Source organism: Acidithiobacillus sp. IBUN Pt1247-S3, assembly GCF_041146875.1.
In the GTDB taxonomy this organism is placed as follows: domain Bacteria; phylum Pseudomonadota; class Gammaproteobacteria; order Acidithiobacillales; family Acidithiobacillaceae; genus Igneacidithiobacillus.
Window position 1 is genome coordinate 45,707 of record NZ_JBFRXP010000007.1, and the last position, 14,689, is coordinate 60,395.

17 protein-coding genes are annotated in these 14,689 nt (G+C 55.5%); 10 read left to right on the forward strand and 7 right to left on the reverse strand.

The genetic code is table 11. The features are described from left to right. Together AB4090_RS06560 and panD are read right to left on the reverse strand one after the other, a co-directional pair. Positions 1-1,233: an MFS transporter gene (locus tag AB4090_RS06560; protein WP_369573068.1), complete on the reverse strand. Its 1,233-nt coding sequence runs from the start codon at positions 1,231-1,233 to the stop codon at positions 1-3. A gap of 6 nt (positions 1,234-1,239) precedes the next feature. Beyond that, positions 1,240-1,605: an aspartate 1-decarboxylase gene (gene panD, locus AB4090_RS06565; protein ID WP_369573069.1), complete on the reverse strand. Its 366-nt coding sequence runs from the start codon at positions 1,603-1,605 to the stop codon at positions 1,240-1,242. Positions 1,606-1,840: 235 nt separating this feature from the next. On the opposite strand from panD, the gene ettA reads away from it, so the two are divergent. The 8 genes from ettA to AB4090_RS06605 all read left to right on the forward strand — a co-directional run bounded on the left by ettA (position 1,841) and on the right by AB4090_RS06605 (position 8,319). Then, on the forward strand, positions 1,841-3,508 hold the full coding sequence (ettA, locus tag AB4090_RS06570) for an energy-dependent translational throttle protein EttA (protein ID WP_369573070.1): 1,668 nt from the start codon (positions 1,841-1,843) through the stop codon (positions 3,506-3,508). A 64-nt stretch (positions 3,509-3,572) separates the two neighbouring features. Continuing rightward, on the forward strand, positions 3,573-4,172 hold the full coding sequence (locus AB4090_RS06575) for a nitroreductase family protein (protein ID WP_369573071.1): 600 nt from the start codon (positions 3,573-3,575) through the stop codon (positions 4,170-4,172). Positions 4,173-4,263: 91 nt separating this feature from the next. After that, positions 4,264-4,704 (forward strand): type II 3-dehydroquinate dehydratase, encoded by a 441-nt coding sequence (gene aroQ / locus AB4090_RS06580; RefSeq protein ID WP_369573072.1) that lies wholly within the window; start codon positions 4,264-4,266, stop codon positions 4,702-4,704. A gap of 21 nt (positions 4,705-4,725) precedes the next feature. Then, the gene (gene accB, locus AB4090_RS06585; RefSeq protein ID WP_369573073.1) at positions 4,726-5,196 is read left to right on the forward strand and encodes an acetyl-CoA carboxylase biotin carboxyl carrier protein; all 471 of its coding nucleotides are present in this window, start codon (positions 4,726-4,728) and stop codon (positions 5,194-5,196) included. A 1-nt stretch (position 5,197) separates the two neighbouring features. Beyond that, positions 5,198-6,544 (forward strand): acetyl-CoA carboxylase biotin carboxylase subunit, encoded by a 1,347-nt coding sequence (gene accC / locus AB4090_RS06590; protein WP_369573074.1) that lies wholly within the window; start codon positions 5,198-5,200, stop codon positions 6,542-6,544. Continuing rightward, positions 6,541-7,443, forward strand: coding sequence for a 50S ribosomal protein L11 methyltransferase (gene prmA / locus AB4090_RS06595; RefSeq protein ID WP_369573075.1), 903 nt, complete (start codon positions 6,541-6,543; stop codon positions 7,441-7,443). The genes accC and prmA overlap by 4 nt, the downstream gene beginning before the upstream one ends. Further along, complete coding sequence (locus AB4090_RS06600) at positions 7,418-8,062, forward strand: zinc-ribbon and DUF3426 domain-containing protein (RefSeq protein WP_369573076.1); 645 nt, start codon at positions 7,418-7,420, stop codon at positions 8,060-8,062. The genes prmA and AB4090_RS06600 overlap by 26 nt, the downstream gene beginning before the upstream one ends. Further along, the gene (locus AB4090_RS06605; RefSeq protein ID WP_369573077.1) at positions 8,062-8,319 is read left to right on the forward strand and encodes a helix-turn-helix domain-containing protein; all 258 of its coding nucleotides are present in this window, start codon (positions 8,062-8,064) and stop codon (positions 8,317-8,319) included. Before AB4090_RS06600 ends, AB4090_RS06605 begins: the two co-directional genes overlap by 1 nt. On the opposite strand, the gene AB4090_RS06610 is transcribed toward AB4090_RS06605, so the two are convergent. The 3 genes from AB4090_RS06610 to AB4090_RS06620 form a co-directional block, all read right to left on the reverse strand. Then, positions 8,301-8,954, reverse strand: a complete 654-nt coding sequence (locus AB4090_RS06610) for a lytic transglycosylase domain-containing protein (protein WP_369573078.1) — start codon at positions 8,952-8,954, stop codon at positions 8,301-8,303. The genes AB4090_RS06605 and AB4090_RS06610 overlap by 19 nt on opposite strands. After that, entirely contained in the window at positions 8,951-9,364 is a 414-nt protein-coding gene (locus tag AB4090_RS06615) for a stringent starvation protein B (RefSeq protein ID WP_369573079.1), read from the reverse strand. The genes AB4090_RS06610 and AB4090_RS06615 overlap by 4 nt, the downstream gene beginning before the upstream one ends. A 286-nt stretch (positions 9,365-9,650) precedes the next feature. Then, positions 9,651-11,039: a cation:proton antiporter gene (locus AB4090_RS06620; protein ID WP_369573080.1), complete on the reverse strand. Its 1,389-nt coding sequence runs from the start codon at positions 11,037-11,039 to the stop codon at positions 9,651-9,653. Between the two features lie 474 nt (positions 11,040-11,513). On the opposite strand from AB4090_RS06620, the gene AB4090_RS06625 reads away from it, so the two are divergent. Both AB4090_RS06625 and AB4090_RS06630 read left to right on the forward strand, forming a co-directional pair. Beyond that, positions 11,514-12,803 (forward strand): NAD(P)/FAD-dependent oxidoreductase, encoded by a 1,290-nt coding sequence (locus AB4090_RS06625; protein WP_369573081.1) that lies wholly within the window; start codon positions 11,514-11,516, stop codon positions 12,801-12,803. Between the two features lie 17 nt (positions 12,804-12,820). Continuing rightward, positions 12,821-13,519: a glycosyltransferase family 2 protein gene (locus AB4090_RS06630; protein ID WP_369573082.1), complete on the forward strand. Its 699-nt coding sequence runs from the start codon at positions 12,821-12,823 to the stop codon at positions 13,517-13,519. Between the two features lie 16 nt (positions 13,520-13,535). Here the strand turns inward: AB4090_RS06630 and fabG are convergent, their stop codons facing one another. Together fabG and AB4090_RS06640 are read right to left on the reverse strand one after the other, a co-directional pair. Beyond that, complete coding sequence (gene fabG, locus AB4090_RS06635; RefSeq protein WP_369573083.1) at positions 13,536-14,255, reverse strand: 3-oxoacyl-ACP reductase FabG; 720 nt, start codon at positions 14,253-14,255, stop codon at positions 13,536-13,538. Further along, complete coding sequence (locus tag AB4090_RS06640) at positions 14,252-14,638, reverse strand: hypothetical protein (RefSeq protein WP_369573084.1); 387 nt, start codon at positions 14,636-14,638, stop codon at positions 14,252-14,254. The genes fabG and AB4090_RS06640 overlap by 4 nt, the downstream gene beginning before the upstream one ends. Between the last annotated feature and the right edge of the window lie 51 nt (positions 14,639-14,689).

The following is a 14,689-nucleotide window of genomic DNA, read 5'->3' on the forward strand; positions in this document are numbered from 1 at the left end:
CTACGGGTCAGTGTTCCTTGCGGGTGCTGGACGAGTGCTGAAGAACCTGCTGAATAGGAGCAGATACAATCCCTGCAACCCTGCCGCCAGGTAAAACGGCCAGCTGAGAAAACCGGCGGCAAAAAAGAGCCCGGCAACGACCGGGCCAATGGCGCGCGGGGCCTGGATGCTCAGGCTGTTGACGGTGGCGGCAAGACCGCGGTGTCGCTGGTCGACAATGCCCAGGAACAGCGCTTGCCGTGAGCCGATACTGCCCTGATTCATCGCCGAGCGGAGGATGTAGGCGAGCATCGCTAACCAAAACGTGGGTGCCAGTGGGATCGCCAGCAGCATCAACAGGCCCAGGAGACGCAGGCGCACCACGGTGCCGACCATCCCAAAGCGGCGGTTCAGGCGAATGCTGAACAGCGAGCTAGCGGCGGCAACAAAAAATGCGACGGCCATGCCGGGGCCGATCAGGGCGGGACCAGCGTGAAAACGCAGGTGCATCCAGTAGGCCATCAGCGGGCCAATCAAACCGATGCCCAAGCCGTTCAGGCTGTTGATGGCGCCAAAAGTGAGCAAGGGTCGCCAACGGAATGGAGTGGCCGATTCGGTAACGATATCTTCTGCGTTGCTCATACTATTGCGGCGCGGAGCAGGTTCCTCTGCCGAGAACAATAGCCATTGACTCGCCAAAGCACCGAGCAGGACGAGGACGAAGAGGCTGCGGTAGCTAAATAGCTCAGAAATGTGCGGTGCTAGTAGGCCCGGCAGTGCCGCAATCGCCGCACCGAGTCCCATTCCGGCAAGGCCGATTGCGGTATTCACCGGTAGAATTTGTCCCCAGATTTCCTGCGGCAGACTGCGGGAAAGCCACGCCTGTTCGGCGGGAGCGAAGGGGCCGGCACCACCATTGGCACCGCGACCAAAGGCGCCGAGGAGTGCAGCGATGCCGAGAACAATGGGGTTGCTCGTGACCAGGGCCAGAACGGCGGCTAGGGCTTGAACGCCCTCATAGGCGAGTAGAAAGCGGCGCGCCCCGTAGCGATCGCTAGCCGGCCCTACCAGCAGCGTAGCGAATCCGCCGACGAGTAGACTCGCGGAGTAGAGGGCGCCAATCGCGACTGCAGTCCAGTGCAGTGCATGCAGATACAGCGCAAAGTCTACCACCAGGGCGCCCTGTCCGACGCTGCGCGCCGCGCGGGCGGCCAGCAAACGCCGCGCTGCTCCCGGTAGCTCTGCTAGCAGCAAGGTACTTCAAACAGCCAGAGTGGGGCGGACTTCCCGATTGTTGGCGTCAACATGGATTACCGTGGGCTGCCAGCCACGCGCCTCCTGCGGACTGATCTGCAAATAGCTGGCAATGATGAGCAGGTCGCCCTGGGCGACGCGGCGTGCGGCAGCACCGTTGACGGAAATGGTGCCCGAACCCGGCGCCGCGCTGATGGCGTAGGTGGTAAAGCGGTCGCCATTGTTCACATCGTAGATTTGAATCTGCTCATAGGGGAGAATTCCGGCTGCCGCCAATAAATCCGTATCGATGGCACAGGAGCCCTCATAGTCGAGTTCTACCGCCGTGACTCGTACTCGGTGCAGCTTACTTTTCAACATCGTTACCAGCATTATGGCTCCTTCTGATCTTTAGAGTGACGACGTGCCAGACGGTTGACCCCCAAGGCCACCAGTAGGAACAGGACGGGCGTCCCAACCATGACGATGATATCCCCCCAAACGCTCAACATTTGCCAGTGTCCTCTTCACGCGAAGCTCTAAAGTGTAACGCGCCGCAACGAGTCGGGGAATTGCTCTAGAGTTTTTGCTAGACTAGCGCCAATTTGACCCGCAGCAAGGATTTCCCATGGCCCAATATGTCTTTACCATGAATCGCCTGAGCAAGGTGGTGCCGCCCAAGCGCACTTTACTCAAGGACATTTCGCTTTCCTTTTTTCCCGGTGCAAAGATCGGCGTGCTGGGCCTCAATGGTGCGGGAAAATCGACCTTACTCAAGATCATGGCCGGCGTCGACAAGCAGTATGAGGGTGAAGCCACGCCCATGCCAGACCTGAAGATCGGCTACCTACCACAAGAACCGCAAGTCAACCCGGAAAAGACCGTGCGCGAGGCAGTGGAAGAAGGTCTAGGCGAGATCCTCACTGCCCGCGCCGAACTCGATGCCGTCTACGCCGCCTATGCCGAGCCAGATGCCGACTTCGACAAGCTCGCCAGCGAGCAGGCGCGCCTGGAAGCGATTCTGGCGGCCGGGGATGGGCACCAAGCCGAACAGCAGATGGAAGTCGCTGCCGATGCGCTGCGCCTCGCCCCCTGGGACGTAAAGGTGGGCACGCTTTCTGGCGGCGAGAAGCGGCGCATTGCCCTGTGCCGTTTGTTGATCAGCCGTCCCGACATGCTCCTGCTGGACGAGCCCACCAACCATCTCGACGCCGAATCGGTGGAATGGCTGGAGCAATATCTGGCCCGTTTCCCTGGTACGGTGGTCGCCGTCACCCATGATCGCTATTTTCTCGATAATGCGGCGGAGTGGATTCTGGAGCTGGACCGCGGGCAAGGTATTCCCTCGAAGGGCAACTACTCCACCTGGCTGGAGCAGAAGGAAAAGCGTCTGGAGCAGGAGGCGCGCACCGAGGCCTCACGCATCAAGGCGATGAAGCAGGAGTTGGAGTGGGTGCGGCAGAGTTCGCGCGGGCGGCAGAGCAAGAGCAAGGCCCGTCTCGCTCGCTTCGAAGAGCTGAGTTCCTACGAATATCAGGCGCGTAACGAGACCCAGGAAATCTTCATTCCGGTGGCCGAGCGTTTAGGTAATGAGGTCATCGAGTTTGAAAACGTCGCCAAGGGCTTTGGCGATCGCCTGCTCTTTGAAAACCTGAGCTTCAAGATCCCGCCGGGCGCCATTGTTGGCATCATCGGTCCCAATGGCGCGGGTAAATCGACCTTCTTCAAGATGATTACCGGTCAGGAGCAGCCCGACAGCGGCACGGTAAAGATCGGCCCAACGGTGCAACTGGCGTACGTCGACCAGTCACGCGACGCCCTCGCGGCGAAGAAGAATGTCTGGGAAGAGATCTCCGGTGGCCTGGATATTCTGCAGATCGGGAAGTTCGAAATTCCCTCGCGTGCCTACTGCGGGCGTTTCAATTTCAAGGGCGCCGACCAGCAGAAGCTGGTGGGGCAGCTCTCCGGCGGTGAGCGTGGGCGCCTGCATCTGGCTAAGACCCTGCTTACCGGTGGCAATGTACTGCTTCTCGATGAGCCGTCCAACGACCTTGACGTGGAAACCTTGCGCGCCCTAGAAGATGCCCTGCTGGAGTTCGCCGGCACGGTGATGGTGATTTCCCATGACCGCTGGTTCCTCGACCGCATCGCTACCCATATCATCGCCTTTGAAGGTGATGCGCATGTGGAATACTTCACCGGTAATTATCGCGAGTATGAGGAAGATAAGCGTCGTCGACTCGGTGAAGAGGCCGCGCGCCCGCATCGTCTGCGCTTCAAACCCATTAGCCGCTGAGCTTTGACATAATACAGACTGGTCGGTATGATTTCGCGACGGTACAATTATGGGAGAAATTCGTATGGACGTTATCACTGCCATTCAAAAGCGTCGGGCCGCGAAGGCCTTCGACCCGCAACATCAGATGTCTGCCGAAACGCGGCGGGTTCTGCTCGAAAACGCAGCGCTGGCACCCAGTGCGTATAATATTCAGCACTGGCGGATCGTCGATGTGCAGGAAACAAGACTTCGCCAAGCCATCCGTGAGGTAGCTTGGGGGCAAGCGCAGGTAACCGATGCCTCGCTACTCCTGGTGCTCTGCGCCGATTTGAACGCATGGCAGGAAAGGCCGCAGCGCTACTGGGCGACAGCGCCGCAGCCGGTGCAGGATTTTCTACTCCCCAAAATGGACGAATACTATCGCGGCAAGCCGCAGGTGGCGCGCGACGAGGCCATGCGTAGCCTCGGGATTTTTGGCATGACGGTGATGCTGCTGGCGCAGGATCTTGGCTACGATAGTTGCCCGATGGATGGGTTTGATTTTGATGCTGTAGCACGCCTGATCCACTTGCCGGAAAACTTTGCCATTGGCTACATGGTGGCTATAGGCAAGGGCATGGACAATGCCTGGGAGCGCAATCGCCTACCCAGTACGGACTGGTTGATCAAAAACCATTTTTGAGGGCAGGTCGTCCTTCATCTGGATTTGTGGGGCACTTTGCGGCAGACTCTGAGGCCATGTACCGAACGAACATAGGCTTAAGGCTGCCCGCGTGCCCCACGTACTGATCATTCACGGACCTAACCTCAATCTTCTCGGTCGGCGCGAGCCGCAGCACTACGGCCAGAGCACTTTGGCGCAGATCGATGCCGCCTTGCTGACGCAGGCGCAGGCTTGGGGCTGGCAACTGCGCTCAATGCAGAGTAATGCCGAGCATGAACTGGTCGATGCGGTACAAGCAGCAGCTGGGCAGGGAGTCGATTACATCATCATCAATCCCGCTGCCTTTACCCACACCAGTATCGCCTTGCGTGACGCCCTGAGCGCTGTAGCCATTCCCTTCATCGAAGTACACCTATCCAATATCCACGCGCGGGAACCTTTCCGCCATCACTCCTATTTTTCTGACCTGGCGCAGGGAAGTATTGTCGGTCTCGGGCCGGACGGCTATACCCTGGCCCTCGAAGCGATTCACCGTCGCCTGTCGGTCTGAACGACACCAAAGGAACTGCATATGGACATACAATTCATTCGCCGCTTGGCTGACCTCCTGGAAAAGGGCTCCATTGATGAGATCGAGGTAGTCGAGGGGGAGAGTAAGGTCCGCATCACCCGTCACAAAGAAATTGCCGCACCGGTGCAACACTACGCGCTGCCAAGCGTGCCTGCCGCCATGGCGGTGCCTGTGCCTGCGGCAGAAACACCGGCAGCGGCGGTGAAGGTGGAGGCAGCGCAGCCGGAAGGCTACATGATCAAGTCGCCCATGGTAGGGACCTTTTATCGTGCCTCTTCCCCGGAAGCGAAGTCCTTTGTTGACGAGGGAAGCGTGGTCAAGGCCGGGCAGACCCTGTGCATCATCGAGGCAATGAAACTTCTGAACGAGATTGAGGCCGATGTGAGCGGCAAAATTCTCAAAATCCTTGTCGGGAATGGTCAGCCGGTGGAATATGGCGAGCCCCTCTTCATCATTGCGCCCGAGTCCTGAGATGTTTGGTAAAATCCTCATCGCCAATCGTGGCGAAATAGCGTTGCGCGTGCAGCGCGCTTGCCGCGAGATGGGTATTCGTACCGTGGCCGTGCACTCCGAACCCGATCGCGACCTGATGCACGTCAAGCTTGCGGATGAGTCGGTTTGTATTGGTCCGGCAGCTTCGGATAAGAGTTACCTAAGTATTCCCGCAGTGATCGCAGCTGCAGAGGTGACCGACGCTGAGGCCATCCATCCGGGCTTTGGCTTTCTCTCGGAAAATGCCGATTTTGCCGAGCGCGTCGAGCGCAGCGGCTTTGTCTTTATTGGCCCTCGTCCCGAGAGTATCCGTATGATGGGCGACAAAATTGCGGCCAAGAGTGCGATGCGCAAGGCCGGTGTTCCCTGTGTGCCCGGCTCCGATGGCCCCTTGCCGGAGGATCCTGCCGAGATCCAGCGCCTCGCGCGCGAGATTGGTTACCCGGTCATTCTCAAGGCCGCCGGTGGCGGCGGCGGGCGTGGCATGCGCGTGGTACATACTGAGGCGCATCTCCTCAACGCCGTAAGCCTGACTACCGCCGAGGCCGCGCGTGCCTTCGGCAATCCGGTCCTGTACATGGAAAAGTTCCTGGAAACGCCGCGGCACATTGAGTTTCAGATTCTATGTGATGGGCATGGCAACTGTGTCCATTTGGGCGAGCGCGATTGTTCCGTGCAGCGCCGCCACCAAAAGGTCATCGAAGAGGCGCCAGCGCCGGGCATTACCCCAGAGCAGCGCCAAGCGATAGGCGCCGCAGTCGTTCAGGCATGCAAGGATATTGGTTATCGTGGTGTGGGCACCATTGAGTTTCTCTACGATCCGGTGGCAGAGACTTTCTTCTTTATCGAAATGAATACCCGTGTGCAGGTCGAGCATCCGGTTACGGAGCTCATTACTGGCATCGATATCGTCAAGGCGCAGATCCGCGTCGCGGCCGGGCAAAAACTCTGGTTCACACAGGATGATGTGCAACTGCGCGGCCATGCCATCGAATGTCGCCTCAATGCCGAAGACCCGGAGCGCTTTGTCCCCTCGCCGGGGCAAATTACCGCTTGGCATCCTCCTGGTGGCCCCGGCATCCGTGTCGATAGCCACATCTATGCCGGCTACCGGGTGCCTCCCTACTATGATTCGATGATCGGCAAACTGATTGCCAGTGGTGCCGACCGCGCCGAGGCCCTGGCGCGCATGCGTAGCGCCCTGCGGGAAATTAATATCGAGGGAATCCAGAGCAATATTGCCCTGCACCGACGGATTGTCGATGACGCCCAGTTTGCGGCGGGTGGAGTGCACATCCACTACTTGGAGGCGTTGCTCGGCCTATGAGTCCGGCGTGGTGGCAGCTACATCTGCGCGTGCCTGGCCAGGAACTGGAGGCGGTGGAAGATGGCTTGCTCGCCGCCGGCGCCGAGACGGTCAGCTGGCTGGAGGACGATGCGGCTTCGCCGGTCTTTGTCGATGGCGAAACCTGGGCAATCAACCAGGGCGAGGCACTTTTTGCCGGCACGGAAGAGGGGCGCGCTGCCATTGATGGATTGCTGGCGCAGCCCCACTGGCAGAGCTATCAGCCACGTGTCGAGGCCCTGGCGGAGCAGGACTGGGTGGCACAAACGCAAGCGGCCTTCCCTGCGCAGCAATTCGGGCGACTCTGGGTTGCACCGCGTTGGGCCGAAGCGCCCGCTGAGGCGTTGCTGTTGCGTCTTGATCCGGGGCGCGCCTTTGGTACCGGCTCACATGCCACGACGGCACTATGTTTGGAATTTTTGAGCGAGACGATTGCGGGCGGCGAGACGGTGCTCGATTACGGCTGTGGCTCAGGAATATTGGCCATTGCGGCGCTGTTGTTGGGTGCGGAATCTGCGGTTGGGGTGGATACCGACCCGGTTGCCTTAGAAGTTGCAGGCGAGAACGCCCAGGAAAATGCGGTCGCGGAAAGGATGAAGTTGTGCTTGCCGGACGCGGAGAAATTGGGGCAGTATCCTATCGTTGTCGCCAATATTCTTGCCGCGCCGTTGATTGATCTTGCCCCACTCTTGGCGCAGCGTGTTCTGCCTGGGGGGCGCGTAGCCCTCTCCGGCCTGCTTCATGCGCAAGAGGACTTGGTGAGGGCGGCCTATGCACCATATTTTTCTCTTGCGCCGTCCAAGCGGCGCAGCGATTGGTCACTGATTGTTGGAGAACGTCTACCAGGAGAGCGAGATGGAAGTCCAATGCCCGCGTTGTGAATCGACTTTCGCTGTAGATCCTCTTTCCCTGCGGGGGCATCAGGGACTTTTGCAGTGTAGCGTCTGTAGAGAGGTTTTTCGGGTGCCAATTGCTGCGCCAGCAATTGCCAAGTCTCTTGAATCCGAAAATACCCATCGCGGAGGTATCGGCCGCTGGTTTTTGCTCGCTGTCATCGTTTTCCTGTTGTTGGTGCTGGTTGTGCAGATTCTTTGGTGGACGCGCAGCTATGCTTATTTGGCCAGCTCTCCGGCCATTCGTAACGTGATTTTGCAGTCCGCGCAAGGTCTTGGGGTGGAGGTTCCCTGGCCGGGACCGAATCGTGAAATTCACATTGTGCAGAGTACGGTAACGCCGCTGCCGAATCATTTGGCGGTGATTCGTGGCAAGCTGGAAAACACTTCGGGAATGGTACAGGCGTATCCACAAATTCAAGTGGTGCTCAGTAATGCCTATGGCTCAACGATTCGTACCTTGACCTACGCACCCAATTCTTATCTTCCTGGGAATGTATTGGCGCGTAACGGGTTCATTCCTGGGGAAAAGGTAGGCTTTTTATTACAGGGCTCGCAATTGGAAACGGCGCCCGGCTATCAAGTCACGATTCTGAGCCTGCCCTGATGGATGAATTTGCTCCCGGCGACGAGATGCCGAGCTTACGAGAATGTATTTTTCACCAAGTGGCGCGATACTTTGCCGACCTGGGAAGCGAGTTGCCACGAGATTTACATCAACAAGTCATGGAAGAAGTCGAACGCGCTCTGCTAGAGAAGGTATTGCGGCAATGTGATGGCCAGCGTGGCATCGCGGCGCAGTGCTTAGGTATCAACCGCAATACATTGAGCAAAAAGATTCAGCGTTACGGACTGGAGATCTGAATGACTGGCTTTACCCAGCTTTCATCCGCATCAGTTTGGTCGCCACTGCTTTGGAAGCGTTGATAATAGGCCATTACTTTTGGTACGTAAGCCTGCGTTTCCTGAAAGGGCGGGATGTGATACCCCGCTTGGATTACCGCCTGACTACCGGCATTGTATGCTGCCAACGCGAGACGCAAATCGCCACTGAAGCGGTGGAGCAACTCGGCTAGATAAGCGGCGCCCCCACTGATGTTTTCTTGTGGGTTGAAGGGGTTTTGCACGCCAAAACGGCTTGCGGTGGCGGGCATCAACTGCATCAATCCCATAGCGCCCTTGTTGGACACGGCACCAGCATTGAATCCCGACTCGACCCGAATCACGGCATTCAGCAGCGCGGTGCTGAGCCCGTACTGTTTTGCTGCGGTCTTAACGATGGGTTGCAACTCACTGCGGGCGACGAGATCAAAATGTTGCCGAGCGATGTGCGTTGCCATCTTTGGTGTCCGCATGACCAGGTGGTACTGTCCCTTGTGTTCGGGCAGATTGGTAAGGTGTATTACCCCGTCACTGCCGGTGTAGGCATAGATGTCTGCGTGTGCGGCGGAAGCCAGCAGCGAAAACAGCACGCCTGCTAGTGTGCGCCGCAGAATCATTTGATAACCCGCAGGCCAGGACGTTGGGACGGTGGGGTTTCCGCCTTCTTCGTGGTCTCCGGCGCAGAAGGTGGGATGGCCGGCTCCGGAAAGCCCATGCCTTCCTGGGTTTCAGCAGCATAAATGGCTACTACCGCCGCCATGGGTACGGCAATGCGGCGCGCAACCCCGCCAAAACGCGCCTGGAACTGTATCCAACCGTCGCCCATCTGCAGACCAACTACGGCTGCCGGGGAGATGTCGAGGACAATACGCCCATCACGGTCGTATCCGGATGGTATCTCGACCCCTGGATAGTCGATTTTTACCACGATGAAAGGCGAGTAGCCCTGCTCCACACACCAGGCATGAATGGAGTCTAGTAGAAAAGGCTTGGCGGATTCTGGTAGCAACTGCATCCCTCGGTTCACGATCGGCTCCCTGACTAAATTAGTACAGATGCTAAGTATGACAAGCTTGCCGGCAACTTGCAGCCTTGCGATTATCTCCTAAAATGCTTCTGGGTAACAAAAGTTGTCTATGGCCGAACGTAGGGCCCCTCTACATTCTTACTCTACCTCAACGGGTGGCGACAGATATCCTGACAGGGGGCGCTATCCTGTCAGAAAGGCAGAGAAATCGCGTTACTCAGCCTCGATTGCTGGAGGTGTCCTGAGGTCAGGATGGGATATGCTTCGCGCTCTGGTAAGTTAGAATTTAATCTGCGCCGTAGCTATCGCAAGCGTTTGTACCCGAACCCAGGGTGTACTTTATGCCAGCTTGTGGCAGCCATCGGCGGAGCAGTGGCGTCGTAATAACGGTGCTAAAGATCGCCATGATCACCAACATGGTAAATACCTGCTGTGATATTACTCCTATATCATATCCTACATTAATAACAATCAATTCCATTAAAGCTCGGGTATTCATCATGATGCCAATAATTTTGGATTGCTGGTTATTCAGGCTGGATATCCGGGCAGCAAAATAGGAGCCGAAAAACTTTCCAGCAGTTGCTAGTGCTAATACCAGCATGCACCACAACCACGCCGATACACTGTTTAGACCGCTGATATCGGTTCTGAGTCCTGTATATGTAAAGAAAATGGGGAGAAAGAATACCAACACAAACGGCGAAACCGTATTTCGCCACGCAGTTACGAACTTTCTTTCCGTAGAAAGAATAACGCCCACCATAAAACCACCAAATATCGTAAATACTCCTATCGAAGCGGTAATCATCCCAGAAACAAATATGCTGATGAGAATAATTCCTAGTAGCTGCGGCGTCAGGACATCATTTCCGCCAAACCGAGAAATGGTTAGCCTAAGTAGTGGTCGAACGATCAATATCCACGACACAATGAATAAGAGCAATATGGCGATTTTTGCCACAAAGGCGCCGACTGTAAAGTGGGATAATGCTAGCGCGACGACTAATGCCAAAAGAATCCAGCCGATTACATCATTGATCGCCGCTGCGCTAATGGCGATCGCTGCGATCCTGGTTCTAGTAATACCCAGCTCCATCATCATTCGACCTAGCACGGGTACGGCGGTGATGGAAAATGCAGTGGCCACAAATAGTGCATAAATTAACGGCTGAACATGGGGTGCCAGCGTGTCTGCGGTAAGTAGACCAAAGCCTATACCTAAAACGAACGGGAAAAATATACTGGCGATGGCTATGAGAAATACGGAGCGCTGATTATCCCTGCTGCGCAAATGTGAGAAATCAAATTCCAAGCCGACTTGAAACATTAATAAAGTAAGCCCGATTTGGGACAGCACGTCTATTGGCACTGATGAAATGGAGTGGAAAACATAATGAAAAACCGTGGGCATCATGAGTCCAAACAATGACGGCCCTAACACGATTCCTGCAATGATCTCTCCGACCACCGCCGTTTGCCAGAATCTCACGGCGATTACGCTTCCAACCCTTGCGGCTAGAAGAATAATGCTTAACTGCAATATTGTAAAAAATATCACCAGCTCTGATTTCTGCGTAGAAATGCTGAAAACTTCGTTATAAAAGGCCATGCTCATATCTGATAGAGTGAGATTAATGAAATTCGACATCATCGAAGTGACGACGACAGTCATCGTCATCACACATTTTTAGGGAGCTGTGATGTAACAGGACGCAGTATTGTGCGCAATGTTACCCTTGTCTGCCCTCTCGGGGTTAGCACCTGAACGTCAATTTGTTGCAGGTAACGATTTTCCCACCGAACGTCAGCAGCCATTCAATACGCTAAATCATATACGAACGTTCGTGCAAATACCAATAAAATAGCTTTCCTGACAACGTGATGGCATCCCCGCTTTCCAAGATCCATTCGCGAGATACCTTGGATGGCAGTAATGGTTAGTGTTCGGCGCAGGTGTTGGTCATCAAAGACGGAGTGCGCTGCGGGCCATATGACAATGATAACTCTTCGATTCTCCAGAAATAATAGCCCCCTAAAAAGTCTTTTATTATAATCAGAATGTTAGCGCAATGGCAGTGGCTTTAGTGACTGGTTTCCGATACCATTGGGATGCGTCCAGGGGATGACGATTCTGGAGAACATGCGGATGAATGGGCAGGAAGGTACGTTGGCTGTTGATACTGATGTCTTGGTTATTGGTGGTGGTCCCGCTGGGTCTACGGTGGCGGCTTTGCTAGCGAAGAAGGGTTGGCGGGTGACGCTGTTTGAGAAGGACCGACACCCGCGTTTTCACATTGGGGAGTCATTGCTGCCGCAAAATCTGCCGCTTCTCGATCAGTTGGGGGTGCGAGAGCAGGTAGAAACCTCTTCTATGACCAAGTATGGAATCGAATTTGTTTCCCCTTTTCACGGCAAAAAAGTGCAATATGAATTCGCCAAGGCTTGGGGGCGACGCTTGCCCTATGCCTTTCAGGTCCAGAGATCGTCTTTTGACCACATCCTGCTGCAAAATGCCGCCCAAAGCGGGGCACAGGTCTATGAAGACTGCGAGGTGAAGTCTGTTGAGCTTAATTCTGGTGCATCTCCGGCAGTGGTCTCGGAAGATGCCGATGGCCATCAGCGCCACTGGACCGCGAAATTCATCGTCGATGCCACGGGGCGTGATACGCTGCTTGCCGCAAAACTTGGTGCCAAAGAACAAAATCAGCGCAACAAGAGTGCGGCGATATTCGCGCACTTTACCGGGGCACGACGCTTGCTTGGCAAAGCAGAGGGGCACATTACCATCGTGTGGTTTGATGAGGGATGGTTCTGGTTCATTCCGTTGGCTGGGGACACTACTAGTGTTGGTGCCGTTTGTTCCCCGGAATTTTTAAAGACTCGGAAGACGGACCTAACGAGCTTTTTCTATAGCATTATCGACATGTCGCCAGAGATCGCCGAGCGTTTGCAAGATGCGACGATGGTCGGCAAGGTGACCGCTACCGGGAATTACTCCTACAAGTCTTCTGTTACCAGTGGCCCTAACTTTCTCATGGTTGGTGATGCCAGTTCTTTCATTGATCCGGTGTTTTCTACGGGCGTCTATTTGGCGATGCGTGGCGGTTTTTCTGCGGCAGAGGCCGTGGACACCTGCCTTCGCTATCCGGAACGCAGCAAGAAGGCACTAAAGCGCTATGATGTATCCATTCGCCACGCGGTTGGGGCGTTTACTTGGTTCATTTATCGTATCCGTCAACCGGCCATGCGCAATCTTTTTATGTCGCCTCGGAATACCTGGCGGATGGAGGAGGCAGTCTTGTCTTTACTGGCGGGAGGTATATCCGAAGGCTGGCAAGTGAGCCTACGCCTCTATCTTTTTCGCGCCATGTACTATGCCACCAAATTTTCCCGTTTCTTGAGAGGTGCTCGCAAGTCGCCCTCTTCTGTTGCGTGAGCCCTTTTGTGGAACGGATGCAGCTGGTCCTGATTCCTAGCTACAACACCGGCCCCAAACTCTATGATACCGTCGTTACTGCTTTGCGGTACTGGCCTGCGATTTGGGTGGTCATTGATGGCAGCAACGACGACAGTGATAAGACCCTCCTGGCTCTGGACGCGAATGGTTTGCGCGTCATTCGGCGTCCTGAAAATGGTGGCAAAGGGGCCGCGATATTGGATGGTCTGCGTCTGGCACAACAATATGGTTTTCATGATGTTTTGATCATGGATGCGGATGGGCAACACCCGGTTACAGAAATCCCGTCGTTCATGGCTGATGCGGAGCAGCATCCGGGCACTATGATTCTTGGTATTCCGCATTTTGATGGTTCGGCCCCAAAAATACGGGTTTGGGGACGGAAAATATCGAATTTATTGGCGCGCTGGGAAACGGGGTTGCCAATTGGCGATGTCCTGTTCGGTTTTCGAGTAGTTCCCGTGCAGGAACTGCTCGCCGTAATGGAGGCGAGTCCTTATATGCGCGGTTATGATTTTGATACGGAATCCTTAGTGCACTTGTGCTGGCGTGGTGTTCCCCTGCGCCATCGGATAGTGGCGGTCTACTATTTCAGCGCGGAGGAAGGGGGAATATCTCACTTTCACTACCTGCGCGATAATTTACGCCTCGCAGCTATGCACTTGCGTTTATTGGTAACGAAATCTTTGCAGTGAAAAGGTTGGTGTTTCGTTACGCCATAGCGCCATTTACCTGGATAAGTTGACCGGAAACATAGCTTGCCTGCTCCGAGGCCAGAAAAGCGACCACATCTGCTACCTCCTGCGGTGTTCCGGCCCGTTTCATGGGTACCAGACGCTGCAGCACTTCTTGGGAAAATAGTTTGTTGGTTGCTGTTGTGGCAATGACCCCCGGCGCTACCGTATTCACCGTGATGCCGCGACTGGCAACTTCTAGCGCCAAGCTCCGTGTCGCTCCCTGCAAGCCCGCTTTTGCTGCGGCATAATTGGTTTGTCCTCGATTCCCCATAACCCCTGTAACAGAAGATATATTGATGATTCTTCCCCAGCGTGTACGAATCATGGGTAGGAGCAGTGGCTGGGTGGTGTGGAAAAAACCATGCAGGGAGACATCTATCACCTGCCTCCATTGTTCCGCTCGCATGCCTGCCAGTGGTGCATCATCATGAATGCCTGCATTGTTCACTAAGATCTGTATGGGGGCTGTCTGCAAAAGCTTGTTGAGCGCCATCTGTGTTGATTCTGCATTAGTGATATCAAAGGATATCGTTTCCGCAGAGCCACCGGCGTCCTGAATCCCGTCGACCACGGCTTGTGCCCGCTCCGGATGGGAATGAGCGTGAACATAGACATGATTTCCTGCCAGTGCGAGGGTGTTGGCAATGGCCGCGCCAATGCTACCGCTGCCGCCAGTTACCAAAGCATGTCTCAAGGGAGATCTCCAAATATTACTACCGCCAAGCCACGGAGCCAGGATCTTGTGGCGGTGCTAACGATAAAGGAATAGCGAGCACTGGCCTCGCTACCTTCGTGACGACGTATTTCAATCTGCAAAGGTCTGATATCGTCCGTCAGAACGGATGTAACAATATGGACGTCACGTAAGCTGACCAAATAGCCCGGTACCGGGCCGTCGCCTGTGAGGGCAGTAAGGGCGCCATGCAGTGCCATTGCTTGCGCTGCGATTTCTATCAGGCTTGCAGTACCAAGGGTGGCGTCGCCCCGACGTAGCGGGTTATCCGCTTGTTGGTAGCGTCGCGAAACAGCAGACAATGTATCGGGGCCCCAATCCTGCACCTCATCCAAAAGACACATGCGCCCGGCGTGAGGAATGAGTTGTAAAATTCGGTCTCGCGTTACCCTGTT